We start from the raw sequence: 19,099 nt of genomic DNA, 5'->3' as shown, positions 1-19,099 counted from the left end.
ATTTTTGTACGCGTTTGATGACTGTGGATCAGCCCCAGATAGCGCGGAAGGTAAAGAAGAAGGTTACCGCTAATGCTGCACCGGCAGGTAGCGTAACAATCCAGGAAACAAAAATAGAACCGATCTTACGCATATTCAGAGAGTCTGCTCCCATTGCCAGACCAACGCCTAAAATGGCACCAACCAATACGTGAGTGGTGGAAATCGGTAAGCCGGTACCTGACGCTACAACGACGGTGGTTGCAGCAGCCAGTGTGGCAGCGAAGCCACGGCTTGGGGTTAATTCAGTGATACCACTGCCGACAGTTGCAATCACACGATGGCCAAACGTGACCAGGCCAACCACGATACCCAATGCACCGACCAGCAGAATCCAGATTGGTAATGCTGACTTAGCGGCAATTTCACCACCGTTTTCGATCACGCTGACAACCGCAGCAACCGGGCCAATAGCATTAGCAACGTCGTTTGAGCCGTGGGCAAAGGCCATGGCGCAGGCAGTAAAGATCATCAGTACCGAGAACACTTTTTCAACGTTGGCGAAGTGCACTTCTTCAGAGAGTTCCGGGTCAGCATGGATACGGCTAACAAAGAAAGTGCCAATGGCCATAATGACGCCACCGGACAGGGCCGCCATCCATAAGGCGTCCTGATAAGAAATATTCAGGCCTAAATGCTTCAGACCTTTGGTCAGCGTTACCATCGAAATAACGAAGCCAACTAACAGAATATAAAAAGGCACCAGGCGCTTAGACTGAGCAAAAGGATCCTTGCTGTCGTGAATCCAGTGCTGAACGGTCTTGTACAGAACAAATGAGATACTGCCTGCTACGGCCGGGGAAACAATCCAGCTGGCGGCGATGCTGCCGACCTTACCCCAGTTAACAGCATCCATGGAAATACCTACGGCAGCAAAACCAACAATAGCACCGACGATGGAGTGGGTTGTTGATACCGGCCAACCGCGATAAGACGCAATCAGCAGCCAAGTGCCTGCTGCCAACAGAGCCGACAACATACCAAACACCAGCAGGTCTGGCGTTCCGGCAATATAGGACGGATCGATAATGCCCTTACGAATAGTCGCTGTTACTTCGCCACCGGCAAAGAATGCACCGGCGAACTCAAAGATAATCGCGATCAGCACCGCTTGTTTAATGGTGATGGCTTTGGAACCTACTGAGGTTCCCATTGCATTAGCAACATCATTCGCGCCAATGCCCCAAGCCATAAATGCACCAAAGATGCAGGCCAGGATGATAAACAACGACCCCTGGTCGGCGATAAGTTCCATGATGAACTCCTGAATATTCGCAAGTAAAAAGCGGCGCGAATTCTACCCCAGCGAATGTATCCTTCCTAGGTGATTCGTCATGAAAAATACCCTCAATTAACGCTTTTTTGTAATCCGTTTCACCGATTGGTCTGACCAGATGGTCAGCCTCAGAAAAATTGCTAAAAGTAAATAGCTCTCAAGGCCATTAACAGGCCAAAAACAGCTTATTCACCCCACCAATTTGTGCTGAAGCGTCACTGCAATCCCGGGCCGTAAATGTGGTAAAGTTCGCGCCAAAATTCAGTGCGGAAATGTAAACGATGAGCAACTCAGATAATTCCCGGTCACGGCCGTTGGCGAATAAACGCTTATCCCGAAGTGGCGATGCCGGGCCAAAGAAACCCAGCATAAAAGTCCGTACTGCAAAGCAGGGCGGATCCGAACGTCGCTCTGCTAACAAGTCTGCCCCTTACTCGGGTAGTAAGCCGCGCAAACCGTTAACCATGCATCCACGTAATCCACATCAGGGTCGTTATGATATGGAGGCGTTGGTAAAGACGCTGCCGCAACTGGAGCAATACCTGACGACCAATCCTCGTGGTGAGCAAACCATCGATTTTGCCGATAGTCGCGCAGTCGTCTGTCTGAACCAGGCATTGCTGAAGCATCACTACGGTGTTGAAGGCTGGGATATCCCGGCAGGCTATTTATGCCCGCCGATTCCGGGCCGTGCCGACTACATTCACTACGCTGCGGATCTGCTGAATAAATATCAGCTGAATAAAGAACCAGTGCGGGTATTGGATATTGGTACCGGCGCCAATCTGATTTATTCATTGTTGGGCGCCTGCCAGTATCAGTGGAATATGCTGGCCAGCGATATTGATGAAACGGCAATCCGTGCCGCCAACGATATTCTGACGGCTAACCCGGCGTTACAGCACAAGATTGAAGTACGTCAGCAACCGGATGATCGATCTGTTTTCCGTAATCTGATTCAGCCGGGTGAACGCTTCGCGCTATCTGTGTGTAATCCGCCGTTTTATGCGTCGGCGGAAGAAGCTCAGGCCGAAAACCTGCGTAAGCAACGCAACTTGTCGCGCCATCAGCAAAAACGCCAGCAACCAGAGGCCGCTCCGGCAGCCCCTGCTGACCGCTCTGACCCATGGGGCAAAGCAAAGGTGAATGCTGAAAAGCAGCGTAACTTCGGTGGCCAGAATAATGAGCTTTGGTGTGAAGGTGGTGAGTTGGCATTTCTGAAACGGATGACACGGGAAAGCCAGCAATACGGTCAGCAGGTTGCCTGGTTTACCTCGCTGATCTCTAAGCAAGAAAATGTGCCATTGATGCTGGAATACCTGAAAGCTCAGGGTGTGAAAAAAACCGAAGTGGTGAAGATGGCGCAGGGTCAGAAGATCAGCCGTTTTATCGCCTGGTGTTTCTGATTCCGCACAGCTCCTTCTAAATACAGCACCATCGGATTAAGCGGTCTGGCTTAACCCGATGGTGATATCAGCGACGGCATCACCGTAGTCGGCGTTATTAATCACAGCGTCGATTTTTCCGAAATAGGATTTCGCCTGCCACAGTGCAGCCTCGGCCATTTCCCGGTTGGTAACGTCCAGCGCAACCACCAACACTTGCTCCATATGATTAAACTCCTGGTGCAAAGCCGGGCGACGCATGCCGGCAACCACGTTCCAGCCATCATCGAGATAACGCCTGGCCGTCATTTTTCCTGACTCACAGGCGGCATCAGTAATTAATACGGTTTTTGCCATCTCAGTTGCTCTGTGGCTGATCATTCAGAGCCAGTTCTGAGGTTGCTTTCTTATCGTTTGTCGCCAGCTTCTGCTTTTGCTCCCAGGCTTTTACTTCAGGATTCTGACGTGCTTCCGCCATCAGGGTTTGCCACCATTTCTGGCTTAACTCTGACGACGATGTGGCTTCACCGTTTTGATCGTTGTGTTGTACCAACTGACCAATCATGGGCGTAAGCAGGGTGACATCATGTTGCTCGGCCAGCTGACTGATCTGATCCATTGGGTCATACCAGGCGTGTGCCGCCAGGTCGAAAGTACCATTGTGAACCGGAATCATGGTTTTACCCTGAATGTCGATAAAGGCCTGTAAGCTCTGTTCCGGCAGCATATGTACATCGGCCCAGTTCTGGTTGTAGGCACCACATTCCATAAAGGCGTAGTCGAAAGGTCCGTAGCGGTTACCAATTTCTTTAAAGCCATCGAAGTAACCGGTATCGCCACTGAAAAACACAGAATGTTGCGGGTTACGTATGACCCAGGAACTCCACAGTGTTTTCGCAGAGTCGCGAATTCCACGGCCGGAAAAATGCTGTGCCGGAGTTGATACCAACTCCACATCTCCAATGGTTTTGTTTTCCCACCAGTCCAGCTCGGTGATTTTCTCTTGCGCTACACCCCAGCCACGTAAGGTATCACCAATACCCAGAGGAACAACAAAATGGTTCACCTTGTCTTTGAGCTGCACGATGCTGCCATAATCGAGGTGATCGTAGTGGTTGTGAGAAATAATCACAGCTTCGATTTCCGGCAGTTGGGCAACATCGAATGGCAGCGGGTGGAAGCGTTTAGGACCCATCCATTGCACCGGTGATGCGCGCTCGGAAAACACCGGGTCGGTCAGCCAGAACTTGCCACTCATTTCGAGCATCACGGTAGAGTGACCAAGACGGGCAAAGCGCAGTGATTGTTCTTCACTGGCCTGAAAATCTTGTTCCGTCAGCGGACTTAACGGAATCTGCTGTTGAGGCCCGGCCAGTGGGTGTTTATTGAAGGTGACTTCTTTTAACGAGCTCCAGATTTTATCCAGGTCCATCACCCGCACTTCTTTATCGTTACGGAACTTGCCATCACGATATTGCGGGGATTGTTCAATACGGCTGATGTCACGTTTACTGGAATGAGGATAGCTGGCACAACCGCCAAACAAAGTAGCCATAACAAGTGCTCCGGTCAGGGTGAGTGGGAGTGGTTTTCTGAGCAGTTTCATCAATCATCTCCATAATAACAACCGACTAGTCGGTCGGTTTTGGGTGTTAATAATTGGGCTTATGTCGCCATAAGCCCTTCATTCAGTTAGCTGGCTAAAATGCCCCAGCAGGATTCAAATAATGTGTCTTGCATGCCAGGCTGTTGCCACAGTTCGGGTTGCTGCACCAACTGATTGGCGGCGGCAAACATATGAGCCCCCATTAAGCTGGTTAACAGGCAGCTGGGCAGGGGCCGGAAAATCCCATGCTGTATGGCATTTTCAAATAAGCGATCGGCGGCCTGAAACAACTGAGACACCGTCTCACGGGTGTTGTTGCTGATGTAGGCCGACTCTCCAAACTGCGCCATAAAGCGGAATTTCGCTGGGTGCAGCTGCATCCAGTTCATCATGCTCAGCCAGGCTGCTTTTAATCCGGTTTTAACAAAATCTTCGGTCAGTGGCTGATCGTCTGCTGTTATCAACGAATCGGGCTGACTGATGTCCCGGATTTCTGTCTTGATGTCGAGATAGAGCGCGTTAATCAGATCTTCTTTGGTTTTAAAGTGATGAAACAAGGTACCGGTCGCCACACCTGCGTGTTTTGAGATGGCCGACGTTGGCGTTTTTTCAAAGCCCTGCTCATTAAATAAAGTTAATGCACTCAGCAAAATCTGATCGCGTTTACTCAGGTTTGTCATAGATTGGCTGGTCATAAATTGCTCTAAACCGACTGATCAGTCTATTTAGCCGCAAGACGACGTCGAAAGCAACAGCCGACTGATCAGTCGGCTGAATAGATTGTTCCGCTGAGGAGCTTAGTTGAGACAGTAATGTGGCGAGAAGTATATTGAGAAGTAAAAAGCACTCCGCAAATCTGTGGCGTTTCAAGTAATTAAAGATGTGATGAGGTTTGCTCGTTTGCGCGGGTATAGATTGGCCTTTATTTCGTTTGATGGAAACAGCAGGAATCAATCCAAGCTACTTAGAAATCAACACACTTGAGTCTTGTCGCACGAACAAGGTAGTAGACTGGCGCCCCCGGCTGGAATCGAACCAACAACTAAGTCTTAGGAGGACCCTATTATATCCATTTAACTACGGGGGCGAGAGGAGGATTCTAAAGCGTAACTTGGCTAATGTCATGTTTGACAGCATCACAGGTCGATTAGCCGTTATCAGACATTACCCAGTTCAGAATCTTGTTGTTCCTTCATTCGCCGTTCTTCCCATTGGAATTCGGTAATCAGGCGGTCGATGTAGCGCTGTGCCGTTGCTGACATCATGCTGAAAGCGAAACCACAGTGGGTATCACCGTTGTCATCAAGAATGACGTGTCGTGCTTCCAGAGAGCAATCCATAAAGTGTTCCTGGTTAAAGCGGACTTTCGCTACCGGGAAGTTACGGACTTCTTCCAGCCGTTTTTTAACGTTGCCTTTTATTTTGGCGCGGAAGCCACTGGATGACAGGTCTTCAATCACACCGGTAACATCGCCTTGCTCATCGCTCATTTTTACTTTCAGGCGGATATCATGAGCCGGTGGAACCATAACCCGGTAGGCGGTGCGGCGTTGTAAATAGAGCAGGCTCTCAGGAAATTCGATACGGTATTGCTCTTTAGCCGGATTAAACTTCATTCGTCCGGTTACGTTGAATTCAATGCGCACGCCCTGAGAGTCACATTCAATAGTGAAGCGCCGGCCCTGACGGATCAGATCATTGCCTTCGTTTGGAATCACCTGGTCCATAAAAAAGCTGCGGCTTTTGAGTTCAGCCTTGGTGATGGCCGAGCGGAAGGCTTCGTTGTTGCCTTCTATATGAACTTTAACCGGGGTTTCCATCAATACGATTTTCCGCAAGGCGCCATAGACGTCTTCCGGTGCAGTAAGTGTGTATTCCTGGTTGCTTTCCTGTGCCATCGATAAATCCGGTATTACTTCTGTTTGTCACACGATCAGGCTCGGGTATAACCTAAACCCTGATTTAAGCCACTGGCTTTGCCATTTGAGTTATATAAGTGTGGATCATTCTGCTTGCCGTGCAAGATATTAAGCAGATCAATTGAACGTTTTCTTGCGGTTAAGACAATTTGACCAAGCACCCGGGACAGCTGCTGATTCTTTTCATAGCCATCACCGAGTTGTTGCCATAGCAGGTTCAGCTGCTCATCGGCGGCAAAGTCCGGCCGCTCAAGGCATTCTTTTGAATGGGGGAGTTGCTGTTGGGTCATCCAGTCCAGACGCTGCTGAGACTGATGTTGCAACTGTTGCAGGAGTTCGGACTTTTTATGCTGAAGGGCGGAGAGCGGCTCCATGGCTTGTTCTTGCAGAGCCGCCAGTTCTTGCTCAAGAAGCTGATGCAGGGCAGAAGTCAGTTCTAGCTCGGAAGATAATAATTGAGCAAAAGTAATGTTGTCGGCAGTCATGGAGTCTCACAGGATCAGTTTAAACGCTCCTCAAAATCAAGCATTTTTCCTGCCAGTTTCTGATAATCGATTTTGTATTCGCCGCTTTCGATCTGGCTGCGGATACGATCGACGGTGCTGTCATCGACTTCAGGCAGATTGCGAACTTCGGCTTCGATCTGCTGAATGCTTTTACTGCTGGCGCTCAGTTTAACCTGATCGGTCAGGCCTGCACTTTGTTCCGCTTTGGCCTGAGGGGCCTGGCTGGTTGGCGCTTTGGCTGCTTCGTTCCGGGTCCTCGCGTGATTATCGAGTCCACCGGTGAATTTGTTGATGTTCATGACTAAATCTCCGAGCTTCATAGCTAGTATACACTCCTGCATAGGTGTTATCGGCGCCCAAAGTTAGAACTTTAGGATTTTTTTGAAAATTTATTGCACTTGTACTAAACCACGCGCGATCACTACTGCGCTGATGATTTTCTTCGACTGCAAATTTCTTACGCGTATTCGTTGTCCCGCACGGCCTTGAGCCATTGCCTGGCCATCCATCTCAACCTGAATGCCTGGCCGGGAAAGCCGGATGGCGACTTTCTCTCCGCGCTTTATCAGAATCGGCTGTTCCAGCATATCCGGGCTTAATACCGTGCCGGGCGGCAAGCTGCGCTTGGCCTGCAGGCCGCTGACTTCTTCAATCCGGTTAAAAAAGCCTTTATTCAGTTCACCAATGTCCAGTTTGCTGACACGCAAATGGCTGTTTGTTGCCAGTTCTTTATTACGCAGTGGTCGTGTCAGTACCACAACCGGTTGCATCACATGCAACTGAATGGCGATGTGCTGGTTCCAGTAGGGTGAGCCGCAACTCAGCTGTAAACCATTTTTACCCGCCTGAAGCGCCCGGGTAAGGCGCATTTCCGGCTGGCTTTGGCAGCGTGGCAGCTGGTAGTCATCACTGATGCCAATAAAGCTAATCTGTGCTTCCGCCGAATCGCCGGTAAGTTGTCGCCACTGCTTAAACAGCTGTTGCTCAACATCTTCACGCCAGTCGCCATAAGCTGGCCATGACAGCACCAGCAGTAAAAAAGCGCGAATAAACCGAACAAATTTCGGGTTCTCGACTATGCTCAAGTTATTAAGAAATTTTAGTGTCATAGATCCGGCGATTAATTGGCGTTTTGCTCGTTCTGAAGAGTACTCAGCAAAGGTCATGCCGGAAAATATTACAGCCAGGTCAGGAGCATTGTATGGCGGGTGTTTTAGACACAGTTAACCAGCGCACCCAACTTGTTGGGGAGAATCGGCTGGAACTGTTGTTGTTCAGGGTAAACGGCAGCCAGGTATACGGAATCAACGTATTTAAAGTTCGTGAGGTACTTCAGTGCCCTGAACTGACCATACTGCCCGGCAGTAACCCTGTCGTCAGAGGGGTAGCCCATATTCGCTCAGGTACTCTGCCGATTATGGATATGAGCATGGCAACCGGTAACGCTGCATTACCGGATCTGGAAAATACCTTTGTCATCATCACTGAATACAACGGCAAGACTCAGGGCTTTCTGGTTGCCGGTGTTGAGCGCATCGTCAATATGAACTGGGAAGAGATTCATCCGCCACCGAAGGGGACTGGCAGAGATCATTACCTCACCGCTGTGACGGAAGTTGAGAATCAGCTGGTTGAGATTATTGATGTAGAGAAGATCCTGGCGGAAGTGTCTCCGATCAATGAAGAAATCAGTGAGGGTGTGGTCTCGGATGAAGTGCACGAAGTGGCGCAGCAGAAACGGGTATTGATTGTTGATGATTCAAAAATCGCCCGTAAACAGATATGTCGCTGTCTCGAGCATATTGGTGTCGAGGTTGTCGCGCTGAATGATGGTAAAGAAGCCTGGGAACACCTGGAAGGTATCGTTGAAGGCGGTCAGAAGTTATCGGATCAATACATGATGCTGATTTCTGACATCGAAATGCCGGAAATGGATGGTTATACCCTGACTGCCAGAATTCGTTCGGATAATCGTATGGAAGGCTTCCATGTTGTGCTGCATTCATCGCTGAGTGGTGTATTCAACAAAGCGATGGTGGAAAAGGTGGGAGCAGATAACTTTATTGCGAAGTTTGACCCGGATGTTCTGGCTGAGCAGGTTGTGCAGCTGATCGACGGTATTTCCTGATTTATGGAGTCAGTAGATTAATATGGCGCTCACAATTTCGGCGGACGAATATAAAAAGTTCCGCCATATGCTGGAAGATTCCAGCGGTATTATGCTGGGAGAAGGTAAGGAATATCTGGTTACCAGTCGTTTGCGCAGAATGATGGAGCGTGAATCGCTGGCCAGTGTTTCGGACTTGCTGACTGCCGTTAGCAGAAACCGCAGCCTGCAGGAATCGGTGGTGGATGCCATGACAACCAACGAAACCCTGTGGTTTCGTGATGATCATCCATACCGGATCTTTCGTGAAAAGTTATTGCCTGAGCTGGCGGAGCGTCGACGCCCTTTTAAAGTCTGGTCGGCTGCTTGTTCGACTGGTCAGGAGCCTTACTCGCTGAGTATCGAGATTGAAGAGTACAAACGTAAAAATCCGGGCGCTCTTTCCCCCGGTGAACGTATTGTTGCCACCGATATCTCGCCGAGTGCGCTGGAGTCTGCCCGTCAGGGCAAATATCAGCAGCTGGCTATTCGTCGTGGTATGACTGACCAATATCTGAAGACATATTTCAGTCAACAGCCAGATGAAAGCTGGGCGATTAATTCTCAGGTAAAAAGCCGCGTCGATTTTCGTCCACAAAATCTGCAGCAGAGCTTTTCGTTATTAGGAAAGTTCGATGTTATTTTCTGCCGTAACGTTCTGATTTATTTCTCGGCTGACCTGAAGCTGGATATTCTCAAGCGTATGCACGCCAGTCTGAATCCAGGCGGGTATCTGATGCTGGGTGCTTCAGAGGCAATGAATAACCTTCAGGACTGTTACGAAATGGTACAGTGCCACCCGGGTATTATTTACCGCGCGAAATAGCATCTAGAAACCATTACAAAACAGCCACCTTCGGGTGGCTTTTTTGTGCCTGCCGCTTTGCCGCTGCGGCAAAGATTGCCTTGCCGTTTGCCGCTTTTCTTAACCCTAAAAAACTTTAAGTGTATGAAATATAAGGAAAAATATAGTTGGCATCAGGATTGCTGTATCTAACCAAACGAGAATTTACGGCAAGTGGTAATCATGGCTTCAATCAGTTTCGACAATGCATTAGGACTTCACGCAAAAGCGCTGCATGTACGGGCAGCACGAGCGGAAGTGTTAGCCAATAACCTGGCGAACGCTGATACCCCCGGATTTAAAGCCCGCGACATCAACTTCCGCGCAGTGCTTGCCGGTGAAGTTGAGCGCTCTCAGAGCTTGTCGGTTGAACGCACGAACTCAGGCCATCTGGCCGGTCGTGTGAAAGCAGATGAGCAATTGCTGTACCGCAATCCGAATCAGCCATCCATCGATGGCAACACGGTTGAAACCCAGATTGAAAAATCACACTTCGCCAAAAACAGCATGGACTACAACGCCACGTTCGAATTTCTCAGCGGTAAATTCAAAGGCCTGCGTAACGCGGTACGGGGAGAATAATCATGTCGTTAACCAATGTATTTGATATCGCCGGTTCTGGCATGAATGCACAGTCAATTCGCCTGAACACCACCGCCAGTAACATTGCTAACGCTGAAAGTGCCTCCAGTTCAGTTGATGAAACCTATCGTGCGCGTAAGCCCTGGTTTGCGGTAATGCAGAAAGAATTTATGTCGGTAAACCAAAAAGGCGAATTCCAGCAGTTAGAAGGTGAAACCGGCGTTGGTGTGCAGGTGCTTGGAATTGTCGAAAAAGATGCGCCGCTGCAGCAACGCTTCCAGCCTGACCATCCAATGGCGAATGAAGACGGTTACGTGTATTACCCGAACGTTAATGTGGTCGAAGAAATGACCGACATGATGTCGTCTTCCCGCAGTTATCAAATGAACGTTGAAGTACTGAAAACAGCAAAACAAATGCTGCAACGTACTTTAACGCTTGGACAATAAGGAGCCGACGATGACAGTAAGTAATGTCGGTGATGCTGCCAAAGCGCTTGAGCAGTACCAGACCACAGACAAAAAGACCGGCGAAAAAAGTAATGAACTGGGCAGAGACGCTTTCTTAAAGCTGATGGTTGCTCAGCTGGAAAACCAGAACCCGTTAAAGCCAACCGATAACCAGGCATTTGTTGCCCAGCTGGCCCAGTTCTCAACGGTTGAAGGTATCGGCCAGCTGAACACCACAGCCGAAGGTTTATCCAATCGCTTTAATTCGGCATCGGCATTACAGGCTTCCAGCCTGGTTGGTCAGAACGTGATTGTGGATGGCAATGAAAATGGCTTCTTACTGCAAAACGGCATCGTTAGTGGTTATGCCGATGTGCCAAGCACAGCAACCAATGTCGAGCTGCAGATTGAAGATGGTGAAGGTCAGCTGCTGGAAAAATTCTCACTGGATAATCACGAAGCGGGTGCCATGTCGGTTCGCTGGGATGGCTTAAATCTGATGGTGGACGGCAAAGTTGTGGAATTTGATGCCAGCAAGTTACGTCGTCAGGAATACGCCAAAGACAAAGACGGTGAATTTATCAAAGACAGCGCCGGGAACAAGATTCTGCTGCCTTATCCTCCGGGTGAGTACCGCTTCAAGGTAACGGCCACGATGGATAACAAAACCGAACAGGTAGGCATGCAAATGAGCTCCAGAGTCGACAGCGTGACCATGGGCGCAGGCGGCAAAGTGACGCTGAATTTAACCGGTGGCCAGCGCGCCACTATGGACGAAATTAAACAGGTTCTGAGTTCGTAATCAGGCGGGAGAACAAATATGGCATTTAATATTGGTTTAAGTGGAATTCGCGCCGCCTCTACGGATCTGGAAGTACGCGGTAATAACGTAGCAAACGCCAGTACCACGGGTTTTAAAGAATCCCGTGCGGAGTTTGGCGATGTCTACACCACCACCTTGCTGGGTACCGGGGTAAAACCGGTGGGCAGTGGTGTGCTGGTGGACAACGTTCGTCAGAAATTCAGCCAGGGTAATATCACCGGTACCGGTAAAGCGCTGGATATGGCCATTGATGGTAATGGTTTCTTTATCGTAAATGACCGTGGTGCTGTTTCTTACACACGTTCCGGCGCTTACGCACTGGATAAAGACGGTTATGTGGTGGCGAATAACGGTGCTCGCCTGCAGGGCTACGATGCTAATGCCAACGGTGTGGTAAACGGTGTGTTAGGTGATATTCAGATTGAAATCGCCAACCAGCCACCACGTCTGACCAGTCTGGTTGCAGCAATTGTTAACGTGAATGCCGGTGCCAAGGTACTGCAGGAGCAGGGTAAAACCATTTCTACAGCGGGTCTGGCAATTGGCGCCGCTGACGTGGGTATTCCGGAATCAACGGCCACCATTCTGGCCAGTAAAGATCAGCCAACCACCGGCGGCACACCGTCACGTATCCAGTTTGGTACCGACTTAGCCACCATTGGTAACTACACCGCTGCCAACATCACCATTGATATTGGTGACGGCGCTGGCCCACAAACGGTATCACTTACCGGTATTGGTGCCGGTGCAACCCCTCAGGCAATTCTGAATGACGTACAACGTGCACTGGATGCTGCATTTGGCACCCAGGAACTGCGCGCCACACAAGTAACTCCGGGTGGCCAGTTAGCGATTGAACGTACCGGTTATGCAGGTACCACCGGTGCTGGTTTTACCGTGACGAATAAAGCGGCCTGGGATGCACGTTTTGGTGCCAGTGGTGTGGTAACTGCGGGCAGCCCGGGTTCCAAACTGTTTATTGGTAGCACGCCAACCGTAGCGGATTTCCGCAGTGTACCGGGTACTTCAACCACAACCCGAACCACCTCAACACCACCGCTGAATATTGTTACCAGCAATGCCGGTTCCTTTGCCCAGTTAACGGCAAACAATAACTATGCGGCACTGAACCTGTCGGCACCGAATAACTTAACCTTCTCGGTTGCTACTGAAGGTGGTGCTTCTCGTACCGTTCGTCTGGGTCAGGCAACCTGGAGTGGCGCAGCGCCGGCTGGTGGCTTTGCCGCGGTTCCGATTGCCGATGTTGTGGCGCAGATTAATACCCAGATCAATGCCGCCGCTGGTGGTGTTGCTAATGCCCGGGTGCAGGCGGTTGATAATGCAGGTCGAATCGAGTTCCAGGTGAAGGCACCAGCAGCTCCGGGTGACTTCGTTCGTATTGCTGATAACGCTGCGTTATCGAATGGTTTAAATCTGGGTAATCTTGGTTTCCTGAGCAGTAACTTTTTCAACTCTGGTACTGAACCGGTTCAGGCCAATAACGAATTCCAGCTGGCAGTAACCAGCACCACCGGTGGAGCGGCAGGTCCTTTTACCATCGTGATTCCACCGGCAAATTACGCCACGTTGGATGACCTTGCAGCAGCGATTCAGAATCAGGTGGATACTTATATTGGCGGCACCGGCCTTGCCGACAAAGTAAAAGTATCCGCTGTGGGTGGTCAGATCGTTTTCACCAACAGCAAAATTGGTGGTGGTGAAGGTATCGCCATCACGGCTACGGCGGCTGAGCCCCAGGCTGTTAACGCATTAGGCTTTAACAGCATGTTCACTGTTGCCGGTCAGGATACGGTCGATCGTGAAAACAGTTTCCGTATTAACCTGACCGTGCCAGCGCCAGACAATGATAAGCGCAGTGGCTCGGTGTTAATTAAACTGGACGAAGAATACCGTTCGGTACAGCAATTAGCGGCAAGCATTAACCGCCAGCTAAACAGCCAGAATTCCGATGATTACATTGGTGTGCGTGCTGAAGCGGTGGAAATTGAGCCAAAAGTAACACCGCCACAATTTAAGCTGCGTTTCCTGGCAGTGAAAGATGGCGAAGCGTCCATTATCAAAATCTCCGATATTACGGCTTCTGGTGAAGATATTACTGAAGGTCAGATGTTTGGTTTATTACAGGCTGACCTGGATGACACGTCGTTACTGACTACCGGTATTGAAGGGGTAACCAACGAATACCCAGAACAAAAAGTAACGCTGCAAGACCCTAAAGGAAACAAGACTGAAATTGTTATTCCGGAAAACAGCGAAGCGAATGCCATTGTTTCCATCTTCAATAAGCAGCCGGGTGTAACCGCAAGTGCTGAGACCGTTGTGACCGTGCCGCAGAATGGCTTTAACAGCCCGGCCGGTAATATGAAGATTAAGGTCAATGGTCAGCTGCTGGATGCCACATCGCTGGCAGACATGGCGAAGGAAATTGGTACCTTCCGTGGTACGACTTTGCCGGGCTTCAAGGCGGAAATTAATCCAGCCGGTGATATGGTGATTACCAATGAAATCGGTCGTGATGTGAAAATTGAAATCGTCAGCCCGGTCGCAACTGACTCGCTGGTGGTGCAGGGTAAATCGAACACTGGCCCTGTGGTGTTAGGTGGCAGTGCTACCGGACCGAAAGCGGCAGCGGTGGGTGGTGAAGTTAAGTTCACACTGAATGAAGGCTATCTGCTGCAAGATCCGGAACCTGCAGTATCTGGTATCTTTGGTGCGCTGGCTGATAGTGAATTCACTTCGGTAACACTGAATCAGTTCGATCCGAAAGATCAGGGTACGTACAACCACGCAACCTCAACCACGATTTACGACAGCCTGGGTAATTCCCACGTGATGACCCAGTTCTTTGTTAAAGAGCCAATCGATCCGAATCGTGCCGACGACAAAACCGTTTGGGCCATGTATGTACTGATCGACGGCAATGAAATTGGTGATCCGGATCCGACTAAGCCGTTCCCGGAAAACCTGGAACCAACCCGCTACCGTAAAGAGCTGTTCTTCAGCCCGGATGGTACGCTGGATGTGACGGCAACCGGCAAGTTGTATGTTACCAACTGGGATCCGAAAGATGCCGATGGTAATGCCACGGGTGCCGTGAAATCTCAAAACGTGCTGGAGGGTGGTTTACCGCTGAACGATCCGCCAACCAACTCAAACTTTGAAATTAAGCTGGATGGCTCAACCCAGTTTGGTAGCCCGTTTGCGGTGAATCAGGTATCGCAGAATGGTTACACCACCGGTCGATTGACGGGTCTGGAGATTGATAAAGAGGGTCTGATCTTTGCCCGATTCACTAACGGTCAGGCGCAGACGCTGGGTCAGGTGGCATTGGCCAACTTCCGTAATCCGGAAGGTCTGACACCACTGGGTGATACCGGTTGGGCAGAATCGGCAGAATCAGGTGTGGCAACAGTAGGCTCGCCAAAAACGGCATCGTTCGGACAAATCAAATCCTCGGCGCTGGAAGACTCTAACGTTGAGTTGTCAGAGCAGCTGGTGGGTTTGATTGTTGCCCAGCGAAATTTCCAGGCCAGCGCCAAAACCATCGAAACGGTAGATCAGGTCACCCAAACCATCCTGCAGATCTGATTCTTCCTCTGGCGGCAAGCCTCTTCCGTTATCTTGACGGAATGCTTGCCGCTTTTTCCGTCAAAATTCCTTTTTATTGCTTTAAGTTGTTGAATTTAAACAACTTAATCTCTTTGGCACGACACCTGCAGTAACCCGAATAAGTATTATTTTTCCGAGGTCGTTATGGATCGTGCTCTCTACATTGCAATGTCTGGTGCCAAGCAAAACACGCTGGGCCAGAGTGCGCATGCGAATAACCTCGCCAACGTAAACACTACGGGTTTCCGCTCTGATTACACCCAGAGCCGTGCGATGGGCGTATTCGGTGAACACTTTCCAACCCGCGCCTATGCCATGACCGAACGTCCGGCGAGTGATTTCCGCCAGGGACCGCTCGTTGAAACCGGTCGTCGTATGGATGTCACCATCGAAGGTGGCGGCTGGTTTGCTGTTGTTGGTCCGGATGGCCAGGAGGCTTACACCCGTGCTGGCGATATGAGCGTTGACCCGGCTGGTCGTCTGATAAATGGCAATGGCCTGCAAATGATTGGTGATGGCGGCCCGGTGGTGTTGCCGGAATACGAAAAAATTGAAATCAGCCGTGCCGGGATTGTGTCGGTCCAGCCTCTGGGGGAAACCCCGGCAGCGGTTGCAGAGCCGGTGCAGCTGAAGCTGGTTAATCCGGATCCACAATTATTGGAAAAAGGCGAAGACGGTTTATTCCGTTTCCGTGATCCGGCCACCACGCAAGCTCCGGCCGACCCGAATATCACATTAGTAAATGGCTTTATCGAAGGCAGTAACGTGAATGCGGTGAAAGAACTCACCGATCTGATTGCGTTAAATCGCCAATACGAAATGCAAGTCAAACTGATGAAAAAAGCGGATGAAAACTCGTCTGCCACCACACAAATTTTATCGGCGCAATAATCGCCAGAAGCTTGAGGATAAGATTATGCTACCAGCACTTTGGGTAAGTAAAACCGGCTTAGAAGCTCAGGATCTGGCACTGTCGACGGTATCGAATAACCTGGCGAACGTTGCCACGACCGGCTTTAAAAAAGACCGTCCGGTATTTGAAGATCTGCTTTATCAGATCCAGCGCCAGCCAGGTGCTAACTCGTCCGCAGACAGCCGTCTGCCTTCCGGTTTGCAACTGGGTACGGGTGTTCGTACCGCCGGTACACAAAAGATTTTTACCACAGGCTCTCTTGAGTTAACCGACCAGCCATTAGACCTGGCGGTGAACGGTCGTGGTTTTTTCCAGATTACCTTGCCGGACGGCAACCTGGCTTACACCCGTGACGGTACTTTCCATATTAATAATGAAGGTGTGGTGGTTAACGTTAACGGTTATCCACTTGAGCCGCAGATTACTGTGCCGGAACAGGCGAATAAATTAACCGTCAGTAAAGATGGCATTGTTCAGATTACTGTTAACGGAGATCCGGCGCCGCAGCAGTTGGGTCAGATTGAAACGGTTGATTTTATTAACCCCGCAGGCCTGGAAGCTGCTGGTGGTAATTTATTCCGTGAAACGGCGTCCAGCGGTGCCCCTCAGGCTGGTGTTCCGAATGAAGCCGGGTTTGGCAATATTGAGCAGGGTGCATTAGAAAAATCCAACGTTGAAGTGGTGGAAGAGCTGGTAAAAATGATTACCGTACAGCGCTCTTACGAAATGAACTCAAAAGTTGTTTCGGCTGCGGACGGTATGCTGCAGTTCCTGACTCAGAACGTATAGCGTTGAGTTTTAATGGCGAGGTTGTTATGCGTTATTTATTAATTGCTCTCAGTATTTTATTTGTTGGTTGTACCAGTGTACCGCTGGAAAAAGACATTTACCCGGATGATCCGGACTTTGCTCCGGTATCTGCACAAAGCCTGCAACCACCACCGAGTGTCAGTGGTTCACTGTTTAATGTCGGGTACTCGAGTGGCTTTTTTACTGATCAGCAGGCGCGTCGTATTGGCGATATTATTACCGTAATTTTTGACGAGCGTTATCGTTCGCAAAAGTCTGCCGAAACGAAAGCGGATAAATCGTCAGAAAACAAAGCGAACGCCGGTAATTTATTAGGTACGGTGCCTGGCTTCCGCAACATGGACCTGGGTGTTGATCTGAAAAATGAGCGGAAATTTACCGGTAAAGGTGAAGCCGATCGTTCCAACAGTTTAACCGGTCAGATCAGTGTCTCTGTCGCCGATATTTTACCTAATGGCATCCTGAAAATTCGTGGTGAAAAATGGCTGACCATCAGTGAAGGTGACGAATATATCCGTATTACCGGAATGATCCGGCCGCAGGATATTACCCCGGATAATACCGTAGTTTCGAGTAAAGTGGCTGATGCGAGGATCTCATTTGGTGGTCGCGGTTCGCTGAATAATGCAACCAAGCAGGGTTGGGCTGATCGGATTTTTAACTCACCATGGTGGCCATTTTAAGGAGTACGCGGATGTTTAAAGTACTGTTTTTTATTTTATTGAGTGTCACTGCCGGTCTGGGTCACGCTGAACGTATTAAAGATATCACTTCCATTTCCGGTGTGCGCAGTAACCAGTTGATTGGTTATGGCCTGGTAGTTGGTCTCGATGGTACCGGCGACAAAGCGCCATTTACCACTCAGACATTCCGTAACATGATGACCGAGTTTGGTATCAGTTTGCCACCGGGCGTTGATCCGAAATTACGCAACGTTGCAGCCGTAACGGTCACCACAGAGTTACCCGCGTTTGCCAAGCCAGGGCAGCGGGTGGATATCACGGTTTCGTCGCTGGGAAATGCCAAAAGTCTGCGTGGCGGCTCACTGATTTTTACACCGCTAAAAGGCGCTGACGGAAATATTTATGCTGTAGCCCAGGGCAACCTGGTGGTTGCCGGATTTGGTGCAGAAGGCAATGACGGCTCAAAAATTACCGTAAATGTTCCCAGCGTTGGCCGTATTCCCAACGGTGCCACGGTTGAACGTGCGGTACCGAGTAACTTTGCCCGCGGTGACAGTCTGATTTTTAATCTTGATCAGGCAGATTTCACCACAGCACGTGCCATGGTCGAGAAAATTAATGAGCTGTTGGGGCCGGGGACGGCAGAGGCTATTGATGCGACATCGGTTCGGGTCAGTGCGCCACGCGACACTACTCAGCGAGTCAGTTATTTGTCGGTTATCGAAAATCTGGAAATTGAGACTGGCAAAGAGCGCGCTAAAATTATTATTAATTCGCGTACTGGTACGATTGTGATGGGCCAGAATGTAATGATTGATCCGGTGGCGGTCACTCATGGTAATCTGGTGGTGACCATTACCGAAGATTTTAATGTCGAACAGCCAAATCCGCTTGCCGATGGTGATACCGTAGTAGTGCCACAAACCAATATTAATATTGACGATGGCGGTGATAGCCGGATGTTTAAATTTGGTCCGGGTGTATCACTTGATAGCATTGTTAAAGCGGTTAATGAAGTAGGTGCGGCGCCGGGTGATTTAATGGCGATTCTGGAAGCGATGAAACAGGCCGGTGCGTTAAAAGCGGAGTTAATTGTAATATGAATAATGAAATGTTTGCTCGTCTGAAAGGCATGTCGCTGGAAATTCAGGCGCTGGTTCGCCAGGGGGTGCGCGAAGGTATCAGCGAGCGCATTGATGAGCGTAATACGGTGCTGCAGGAATGGTTCACCGAAATGAACGAGCTAATTGAAATCACCAATGAACAGCAGCTTTTTCTTGAAGATATGCTGCAACAGGAACAGTTGTTGTTGAAGCAGCTGGAGCAGGAACAAAAAGAGCTGGCAATGGATATGAATGGCCGGAAAAAATTAACCCAATACAAGAATATTGCCGGTAACCACTGAGTTTTAACGGCCAATTACTACCCACTAAACCCCATAATGTTGTCATTATGGGGTTTTTTATTACAACTCCGCTTAATTTCATA

The 19,099-nt window shown here is 49.7% G+C and carries 20 protein-coding genes and 1 tRNA gene; 12 read left to right on the top strand and 9 right to left on the bottom strand.

Annotated features, from left to right (window positions below; translation table 11 throughout):
- Window positions 1–28 precede the first annotated feature (28 nt).
- A complete protein-coding gene (locus tag ACOQOZ_RS07915) occupies window positions 29–1,294 on the bottom strand; it encodes an inorganic phosphate transporter (RefSeq protein ID WP_420591735.1) in 1,266 nt (421 codons plus the stop codon).
- Window positions 1,295–1,596: 302 nt separating this feature from the next.
- On the opposite strand from ACOQOZ_RS07915, the gene rlmF reads away from it, so the two are divergent.
- Window positions 1,597–2,721, top strand: coding sequence for a 23S rRNA (adenine(1618)-N(6))-methyltransferase RlmF (gene rlmF / locus ACOQOZ_RS07910; protein WP_420591734.1), 1,125 nt, complete (start codon window positions 1,597–1,599; stop codon window positions 2,719–2,721).
- A gap of 36 nt (window positions 2,722–2,757) precedes the next feature.
- Here the strand turns inward: rlmF and ACOQOZ_RS07905 are convergent, their stop codons facing one another.
- The 8 genes from ACOQOZ_RS07905 to flgA form a co-directional block, all read right to left on the bottom strand.
- Window positions 2,758–3,057 carry an SDR family NAD(P)-dependent oxidoreductase gene (locus ACOQOZ_RS07905; RefSeq protein WP_420591733.1) on the bottom strand — a complete coding sequence of 100 codons (300 nt, stop codon included), beginning with the start codon at window positions 3,055–3,057 and terminating at the stop codon, window positions 2,758–2,760.
- Between the two features lies 1 nt (window position 3,058).
- Window positions 3,059–4,255, bottom strand: a complete 1,197-nt coding sequence (locus ACOQOZ_RS07900; RefSeq protein ID WP_420591732.1) for an MBL fold metallo-hydrolase — start codon at window positions 4,253–4,255, stop codon at window positions 3,059–3,061.
- Between the two features lie 137 nt (window positions 4,256–4,392).
- Window positions 4,393–5,001: a TetR/AcrR family transcriptional regulator gene (locus tag ACOQOZ_RS07895; protein ID WP_420591731.1), complete on the bottom strand. Its 609-nt coding sequence runs from the start codon at window positions 4,999–5,001 to the stop codon at window positions 4,393–4,395.
- Between the two features lie 317 nt (window positions 5,002–5,318).
- A tRNA-Arg gene (locus ACOQOZ_RS07890) sits at window positions 5,319–5,393 on the bottom strand.
- A gap of 70 nt (window positions 5,394–5,463) precedes the next feature.
- Window positions 5,464–6,204, bottom strand: a complete 741-nt coding sequence (locus ACOQOZ_RS07885) for a flagellar brake protein (RefSeq protein WP_420591730.1) — start codon at window positions 6,202–6,204, stop codon at window positions 5,464–5,466.
- 35 nt (window positions 6,205–6,239) lie between these two features.
- Window positions 6,240–6,710 carry a flagellar export chaperone FlgN gene (gene flgN, locus ACOQOZ_RS07880; RefSeq protein WP_420591729.1) on the bottom strand — a complete coding sequence of 157 codons (471 nt, stop codon included), beginning with the start codon at window positions 6,708–6,710 and terminating at the stop codon, window positions 6,240–6,242.
- A gap of 14 nt (window positions 6,711–6,724) precedes the next feature.
- The gene (gene flgM, locus ACOQOZ_RS07875) at window positions 6,725–7,030 is read right to left on the bottom strand and encodes a flagellar biosynthesis anti-sigma factor FlgM (protein ID WP_420591728.1); all 306 of its coding nucleotides are present in this window, start codon (window positions 7,028–7,030) and stop codon (window positions 6,725–6,727) included.
- 90 nt (window positions 7,031–7,120) lie between these two features.
- The gene (gene flgA / locus ACOQOZ_RS07870; protein ID WP_420591727.1) at window positions 7,121–7,840 is read right to left on the bottom strand and encodes a flagellar basal body P-ring formation chaperone FlgA; all 720 of its coding nucleotides are present in this window, start codon (window positions 7,838–7,840) and stop codon (window positions 7,121–7,123) included.
- A gap of 92 nt (window positions 7,841–7,932) precedes the next feature.
- On the opposite strand from flgA, the gene ACOQOZ_RS07865 reads away from it, so the two are divergent.
- The 11 genes from ACOQOZ_RS07865 to ACOQOZ_RS07815 all read left to right on the top strand — a co-directional run bounded on the left by ACOQOZ_RS07865 (window position 7,933) and on the right by ACOQOZ_RS07815 (window position 19,016).
- Window positions 7,933–8,859: a chemotaxis protein CheV gene (locus ACOQOZ_RS07865; protein ID WP_420591726.1), complete on the top strand. Its 927-nt coding sequence runs from the start codon at window positions 7,933–7,935 to the stop codon at window positions 8,857–8,859.
- Between the two features lie 22 nt (window positions 8,860–8,881).
- Window positions 8,882–9,703, top strand: coding sequence for a CheR family methyltransferase (locus ACOQOZ_RS07860; protein ID WP_420591725.1), 822 nt, complete (start codon window positions 8,882–8,884; stop codon window positions 9,701–9,703).
- A 201-nt stretch (window positions 9,704–9,904) separates the two neighbouring features.
- Entirely contained in the window at window positions 9,905–10,303 is a 399-nt protein-coding gene (gene flgB, locus ACOQOZ_RS07855; protein WP_420591724.1) for a flagellar basal body rod protein FlgB, read from the top strand.
- A gap of 2 nt (window positions 10,304–10,305) precedes the next feature.
- Window positions 10,306–10,752 (top strand): flagellar basal body rod protein FlgC, encoded by a 447-nt coding sequence (gene flgC / locus ACOQOZ_RS07850; RefSeq protein WP_420591723.1) that lies wholly within the window; start codon window positions 10,306–10,308, stop codon window positions 10,750–10,752.
- A gap of 10 nt (window positions 10,753–10,762) precedes the next feature.
- On the top strand, window positions 10,763–11,554 hold the full coding sequence (locus tag ACOQOZ_RS07845) for a flagellar hook assembly protein FlgD (protein ID WP_420591722.1): 792 nt from the start codon (window positions 10,763–10,765) through the stop codon (window positions 11,552–11,554).
- Between the two features lie 18 nt (window positions 11,555–11,572).
- Window positions 11,573–15,184 carry a flagellar hook-basal body complex protein gene (locus tag ACOQOZ_RS07840; RefSeq protein WP_420591721.1) on the top strand — a complete coding sequence of 1,204 codons (3,612 nt, stop codon included), beginning with the start codon at window positions 11,573–11,575 and terminating at the stop codon, window positions 15,182–15,184.
- Between the two features lie 165 nt (window positions 15,185–15,349).
- Window positions 15,350–16,096 (top strand): flagellar basal body rod protein FlgF, encoded by a 747-nt coding sequence (locus tag ACOQOZ_RS07835; RefSeq protein WP_420591720.1) that lies wholly within the window; start codon window positions 15,350–15,352, stop codon window positions 16,094–16,096.
- A gap of 25 nt (window positions 16,097–16,121) precedes the next feature.
- Entirely contained in the window at window positions 16,122–16,907 is a 786-nt protein-coding gene (gene flgG / locus ACOQOZ_RS07830) for a flagellar basal-body rod protein FlgG (protein WP_420591719.1), read from the top strand.
- Window positions 16,908–16,933: 26 nt separating this feature from the next.
- A complete protein-coding gene (locus tag ACOQOZ_RS07825; protein WP_420591718.1) occupies window positions 16,934–17,611 on the top strand; it encodes a flagellar basal body L-ring protein FlgH in 678 nt (225 codons plus the stop codon).
- Between the two features lie 11 nt (window positions 17,612–17,622).
- The gene (locus tag ACOQOZ_RS07820; RefSeq protein WP_420591717.1) at window positions 17,623–18,714 is read left to right on the top strand and encodes a flagellar basal body P-ring protein FlgI; all 1,092 of its coding nucleotides are present in this window, start codon (window positions 17,623–17,625) and stop codon (window positions 18,712–18,714) included.
- Window positions 18,711–19,016: a hypothetical protein gene (locus ACOQOZ_RS07815; protein WP_420591716.1), complete on the top strand. Its 306-nt coding sequence runs from the start codon at window positions 18,711–18,713 to the stop codon at window positions 19,014–19,016. Before ACOQOZ_RS07820 ends, ACOQOZ_RS07815 begins: the two co-directional genes overlap by 4 nt.
- The last annotated feature ends 83 nt before the right edge of the window (window positions 19,017–19,099 follow it).

The sequence above is a fragment of the Bacterioplanoides sp. genome (assembly GCF_965219715.1).
In the GTDB taxonomy this organism is placed as follows: domain Bacteria; phylum Pseudomonadota; class Gammaproteobacteria; order Pseudomonadales; family Oceanobacteraceae; genus Bacterioplanoides.
The sequence above is the reverse complement of the archived record's forward strand: the minus strand, read 5'-3'. Positions and strand labels throughout refer to the sequence as shown.

Bases quoted from the DNA above. Each gene is read 5' to 3' on its own strand.
- ACOQOZ_RS07815 (WP_420591716.1), top strand. From the start codon at position 18,711: ATGAATAATGAAATGTTTGCTCGTCTGAAAGGCATGTCGCTGGAAATT.
- ACOQOZ_RS07905 (WP_420591733.1), bottom strand. From the start codon at position 3,057: ATGGCAAAAACCGTATTAATTACTGATGCCGCCTGTGAGTCAGGAAAA.
- flgG (WP_420591719.1), top strand. From the start codon at position 16,122: ATGCTACCAGCACTTTGGGTAAGTAAAACCGGCTTAGAAGCTCAGGAT.
- ACOQOZ_RS07885 (WP_420591730.1), bottom strand. From the start codon at position 6,204: ATGGCACAGGAAAGCAACCAGGAATACACACTTACTGCACCGGAAGAC.
- flgN (WP_420591729.1), bottom strand. From the start codon at position 6,710: ATGACTGCCGACAACATTACTTTTGCTCAATTATTATCTTCCGAGCTA.
- ACOQOZ_RS07825 (WP_420591718.1), top strand. From the start codon at position 16,934: ATGCGTTATTTATTAATTGCTCTCAGTATTTTATTTGTTGGTTGTACC.
- ACOQOZ_RS07915 (WP_420591735.1), bottom strand. From the start codon at position 1,294: ATGGAACTTATCGCCGACCAGGGGTCGTTGTTTATCATCCTGGCCTGC.
- ACOQOZ_RS07900 (WP_420591732.1), bottom strand. From the start codon at position 4,255: ATGGCTACTTTGTTTGGCGGTTGTGCCAGCTATCCTCATTCCAGTAAA.
- ACOQOZ_RS07845 (WP_420591722.1), top strand. From the start codon at position 10,763: ATGACAGTAAGTAATGTCGGTGATGCTGCCAAAGCGCTTGAGCAGTAC.
- flgA (WP_420591727.1), bottom strand. From the start codon at position 7,840: ATGACACTAAAATTTCTTAATAACTTGAGCATAGTCGAGAACCCGAAA.
- rlmF (WP_420591734.1), top strand. From the start codon at position 1,597: ATGAGCAACTCAGATAATTCCCGGTCACGGCCGTTGGCGAATAAACGC.
- ACOQOZ_RS07895 (WP_420591731.1), bottom strand. From the start codon at position 5,001: ATGACCAGCCAATCTATGACAAACCTGAGTAAACGCGATCAGATTTTG.
- ACOQOZ_RS07820 (WP_420591717.1), top strand. From the start codon at position 17,623: ATGTTTAAAGTACTGTTTTTTATTTTATTGAGTGTCACTGCCGGTCTG.
- flgM (WP_420591728.1), bottom strand. From the start codon at position 7,030: ATGAACATCAACAAATTCACCGGTGGACTCGATAATCACGCGAGGACC.
- ACOQOZ_RS07860 (WP_420591725.1), top strand. From the start codon at position 8,882: ATGGCGCTCACAATTTCGGCGGACGAATATAAAAAGTTCCGCCATATG.
- ACOQOZ_RS07840 (WP_420591721.1), top strand. From the start codon at position 11,573: ATGGCATTTAATATTGGTTTAAGTGGAATTCGCGCCGCCTCTACGGAT.
- ACOQOZ_RS07865 (WP_420591726.1), top strand. From the start codon at position 7,933: ATGGCGGGTGTTTTAGACACAGTTAACCAGCGCACCCAACTTGTTGGG.
- flgC (WP_420591723.1), top strand. From the start codon at position 10,306: ATGTCGTTAACCAATGTATTTGATATCGCCGGTTCTGGCATGAATGCA.
- flgB (WP_420591724.1), top strand. From the start codon at position 9,905: ATGGCTTCAATCAGTTTCGACAATGCATTAGGACTTCACGCAAAAGCG.
- ACOQOZ_RS07835 (WP_420591720.1), top strand. From the start codon at position 15,350: ATGGATCGTGCTCTCTACATTGCAATGTCTGGTGCCAAGCAAAACACG.